This is a genomic window from Candidatus Protofrankia californiensis (assembly GCF_900634765.1).
GTDB classification, from domain to species: Bacteria; Actinomycetota; Actinomycetes; order Frankiales; family Frankiaceae; genus Protofrankia; species Protofrankia californiensis.
On record NZ_CAAAFT010000073.1, the window covers coordinates 6,252 to 10,015 of the forward strand.

The 3,764-nt window shown below is 69.5% G+C and carries 5 protein-coding genes; 3 read left to right on the plus strand and 2 right to left on the minus strand.

All coding sequences use genetic code 11. The annotated features are described in order from the left end of the window. Positions 1 to 863: DNA recombination protein RmuC (locus tag DD1DGNOD_RS04605; protein ID WP_131769528.1), on the minus strand; the 863-nt coding region annotated here is incomplete at its 3' end. A 201-nt stretch (positions 864 to 1,064) separates the two neighbouring features. After that, positions 1,065 to 1,769, minus strand: coding sequence for a DUF4232 domain-containing protein (locus DD1DGNOD_RS04610; protein ID WP_131769525.1), 705 nt, complete (start codon positions 1,767 to 1,769; stop codon positions 1,065 to 1,067). A 164-nt stretch (positions 1,770 to 1,933) separates the two neighbouring features. Between DD1DGNOD_RS04610 and ychF the strand changes: the two genes are divergently transcribed. The 3 genes from ychF to DD1DGNOD_RS27740 all read left to right on the plus strand — a co-directional run bounded on the left by ychF (position 1,934) and on the right by DD1DGNOD_RS27740 (position 3,662). Next, the gene (gene ychF / locus DD1DGNOD_RS04615; protein WP_131765361.1) at positions 1,934 to 3,010 is read left to right on the plus strand and encodes a redox-regulated ATPase YchF; all 1,077 of its coding nucleotides are present in this window, start codon (positions 1,934 to 1,936) and stop codon (positions 3,008 to 3,010) included. Between the two features lie 50 nt (positions 3,011 to 3,060). Further along, a complete protein-coding gene (locus DD1DGNOD_RS04620; RefSeq protein ID WP_165034746.1) occupies positions 3,061 to 3,273 on the plus strand; it encodes a YgiT-type zinc finger protein in 213 nt (70 codons plus the stop codon). A 236-nt stretch (positions 3,274 to 3,509) separates the two neighbouring features. Then, positions 3,510 to 3,662 (plus strand): type II toxin-antitoxin system HicA family toxin, encoded by a 153-nt coding sequence (locus tag DD1DGNOD_RS27740; protein ID WP_206442948.1) that lies wholly within the window; start codon positions 3,510 to 3,512, stop codon positions 3,660 to 3,662. Positions 3,663 to 3,764 lie beyond the last annotated feature (102 nt).

Genomic DNA, 3,764 nt, shown 5'->3' on the forward strand with positions numbered 1-3,764 from the left:
CGTAGCTGCCGTGCGTGGGCGGTGAGCCGTTCGTCGCGGGTCTGTTCGTCGCGAGCCTCGATGGCCTCGAGGAAGGCCAGCAGTGGCACTTTCGAGTCCACGACGATGTTTCTCTCACCCGCAAGATGAACGACCATGTCCGGTCGTCGCACACCGTCTTCGGTGACGGTGCTCGGTTGTTCGGTGAAGTCGCATCGGGCGATCATCCCGGCGACCTCGACCACCCGTCGCAGCTGCATCTCCCCCCAGGCTCCGCGAGCCTGGGGCTTGCGCAGCGCCGTGACCAGCGCCGCGGTCTCGGCCCGCAGGCCCTCGGACGCCTGTTGGACGCCGCGAACCTGCTCGACAAGGGTCGCGTAGGCCTCGATACGCGAGGCCTCCAGATCCGCAAGGCGGTGCTCCATCTTGCCGAGGACCTCGCGCAGGGGCCCGACGAGGTGTTCGACCGCGGCTCGGCGCTGCTCCAGGTCGCCGGTGGCGTGGGCGCCGACTTCCTGGAGACGGGCCGAGGCAAGTTCGAGGAACTGGCGGCTTGCGCCCTCCAGCGCCTGCGCGGACAAGGCCTGGAACGCTTCGCCGAGGCGCTGCTGGCTCTGCTCGACCAGGCCCACACGCTCGGTCGCGGACCGCCGTTCGTGGTCGAGCGCCGTCCGCATCCCCGCGAGGTCGACCTCGGCCAGTGCCGCCCGCTCCAGCGCGGCGTGTTCAGCCCGGCGCAGCGTCTCCAGCTCGCGCGCCGTGCGGCTGTGCTCGGCCACGAACGCGTCGAGGCGCACGTCGCCGGCTCGGCGACCGGCGGCGAAGCCCCCGCCAACACCCAGCAGCAGGCCGACGAGAAAGAACAGCACGGTCGTGGCTTCCATGGCGCACAGGCAATCACGGACGTCCGACACTTCTCCGGAGGTATCCCTCCGGAGGTATCCGCCGGCTGCCCCGGCTGCCCCGGTGACGATCAATTCACCGGGCGTCGTCAGCCGCCCACCGGGTGCCCGCCGCCACCGCGGTGCCGGCCACCCACAGTAGTACCCGCAACCGCCGTGGCGGCTGCAACCGCTGTGGCGCTCTCAAGCGCCCGCCGCGGCGCCGGGCACGACCGGATGAACCTGGAAACTGCCGCAGAAATCGACCTCCTGGGCCAGTTCGAGGCTGCGGGTGTCTCCCGGTGGGGTCACCCGCAGACCGGCGTAGGACGGGCACCTGGTCTGGTCCCCGGACGGAACGACCGTCCACTCAACGCCGGCGGACGCGCTGCCGTTCGGTTCCAGCACGACACGCCCCTGGGAGGTCACCGGGAAGATGGAGCCGATGGTGGTGCGGGCGGCGTTCCCGGCGTCTTGGCCCCTGCCGTCCCGGGCGGCCACACCCGGATAGCCGGTGAGGACACAGGCGTTGCGCGTCCTGTTCGTGAACACGAGCACAAGGCCCTGGTGGCCCATGCCGCTGCCGCCGGCCGGCGGTGCGGTCGACAGCTCGAGATCCGGGGTGGCACAGCGCACCGGGACAGTGTCCCTACCGGTGCCGTCGCCGGTGCCACCCACGGCACGGCTCGTGCCCGCGGACGCCGCCGCATCCGTCGACACCGTGGTACCGGCCTTCGGCGGAAAGGTCGGGTTCACGGCCGCGGCGCCCGGACCTGCGCTGCCCGCATCGGCGCAGGCGGCACACGCCGCCGCGAGGACGAGAGCGGGCAGCGCCCGCACGACAGTCTTGCCGATTTTGCCGACCTTGCCGATTGTGCCCTTGCCGGTCTTGCCCAGGACGAGCTTCATGGCACCCACACTCCTGCCATGCCACCGTCAGTTACATCTCTTCGATGTTGTCCCCATGTGGCACGGGACGGAAGTACAGAGTGCCGGGCGGCGCCGGATGAGCGGCCGATCCCTGACTTGTCCGGATGCCGCAGACGGCGGCCGGCACCGTAGACTGCGACCCCATGGGCTTGTCGATCGGGATCGTCGGACTACCCAACGTCGGCAAGTCGACCCTGTTCAACGCGCTGACCCGCAACGACGTCCTGGCCGCGAACTACCCGTTCGCCACCATCGAGCCGAACGTCGGCGTCGTCGGTGTCCCGGACCCCCGCCTCGACCGGCTCGCCGGGGTCTTCCACAGCGTCCGCACGGTGCCGGCAACGGTCAGCTTCGTCGACATCGCCGGGCTGGTCCGCGGCGCGTCCGAGGGCCAGGGGCTCGGGAACAGGTTCCTGGCCAACATCCGCGAGTCGGACGCGGTCTGCCAGGTCGTCCGGGTCTTCTCCGACCCGGACGTCGTCCATGTGGACGGTCGGGTCGACCCCGCCGACGACATCGCCACCGTCAACACCGAACTGGTCCTCGCCGACCTGCAGACCATCGACGCACGCCTTCCCAAACTGGAGAAGGAAGCCCGGGTGGACAAGGGCAAGCAGGGACTGCTCGCCGCCATGAAGCACGCCCGCGAGGTGCTCGACGCCGGCCGCACCCTGTCGTCCGAGCCGAGCGTCGACCGGGCGGCGCTGCGGGAGCTGTTCCTGCTGACGGCCAAGCCGTTCCTGTACGTGTTCAACGTGGACGAGGACGCTCTCGCCGACGAGGGCCGGCACAAGGAACTCGCCGCTCTGGTCGCCCCCGCCGACGCGGTGGTGCTGTGCGCGAAGGTCGAGGCCGAGCTGACCGAGCTCCCCGACGAGGACGCCGCTGAACTCCTGGAGTCCCTCGGGCAGTCCGAGAGCGGTCTGGCGCAGTTGGCCCGGATCGGCTTCCACACGCTGGGCCTGCAGACCTACCTGACGGCCGGGCCGAAGGAGTCACGAGCCTGGACGATCAAAGTCGGTGCGACCGCGCCCGAGGCCGCGGGTGTCATCCACACCGACTTCCAGCGCGGGTTCATCAAGGCCGAGGTGGTCTCCTTCGACGACCTGATGGCGGCGGGCTCCATGGTCGCCGCCCGCGCGGCCGGCCGCGTCCGTATCGAGGGCAAGGATTACGTCATGGCCGACGGCGACGTCGTCGAATTCCGCTTCAACGTCTGATCCGGCCCGGTTCCGTCCGAGTGGTCGGACGACTTTCGGAGGAGGCGGTAGTGCGCTGTGACGTGTGCGGTGACGGCGAGATCCGTTCCGGCCGGAAACCGAAGGTTATGCGGCGGGGCGGTCGGGTCGCGGTGGTGACGGACATCCCGGTGGAGGAGCGCCCGTCCTGCGGCATGACCTGGCTGGACGGTCCGGTCGCGCGCAGTCTGGACGATCTGTTCCGCGAGATGCTGGCTGTCGACGCGGTGGCGATCCGTCCCTGACGTCTCATCCGCCGGTGCGTGCCGCCCACGTCTCCCGGGTGATGGCGTAGACCACGCTCGGCCGGCCATGGAGCGACCACTCACCGTTCAAGGTCAGGCCTACCTTCTCCATCAGGCTACGGACAGAACGGGCATCGCGGACCCTGGATCGACAGACCACCCCGTAGCACCCTGGGCGGGTTGCCAGGAGGACCATCTGACGTCCAATCGGCAGGGTGGTGGCAGGATCACGCTCTATGTCCAATCCGTTCCCCGCGATGAAGCCGCGGCAGCTGCTGCGTGTGCTGCAGAGCCTGGGGTATGAGGAGGTCCCGCGGGACGGCGGCTCGCACCGCTGGCTGGTGGCGCAGGGAGGGCCCGGCTGCGATGGGCGTTCCACGAGTCTGTGAGCTCTATCGGTCCGGTGATGGTTCGACGGATACTCGTGAAGGATGTTGGGCTGTCGGTCGACGAGGCACTAGCTTGTCGTTTAACTTGCTTGCCCTTCAGAT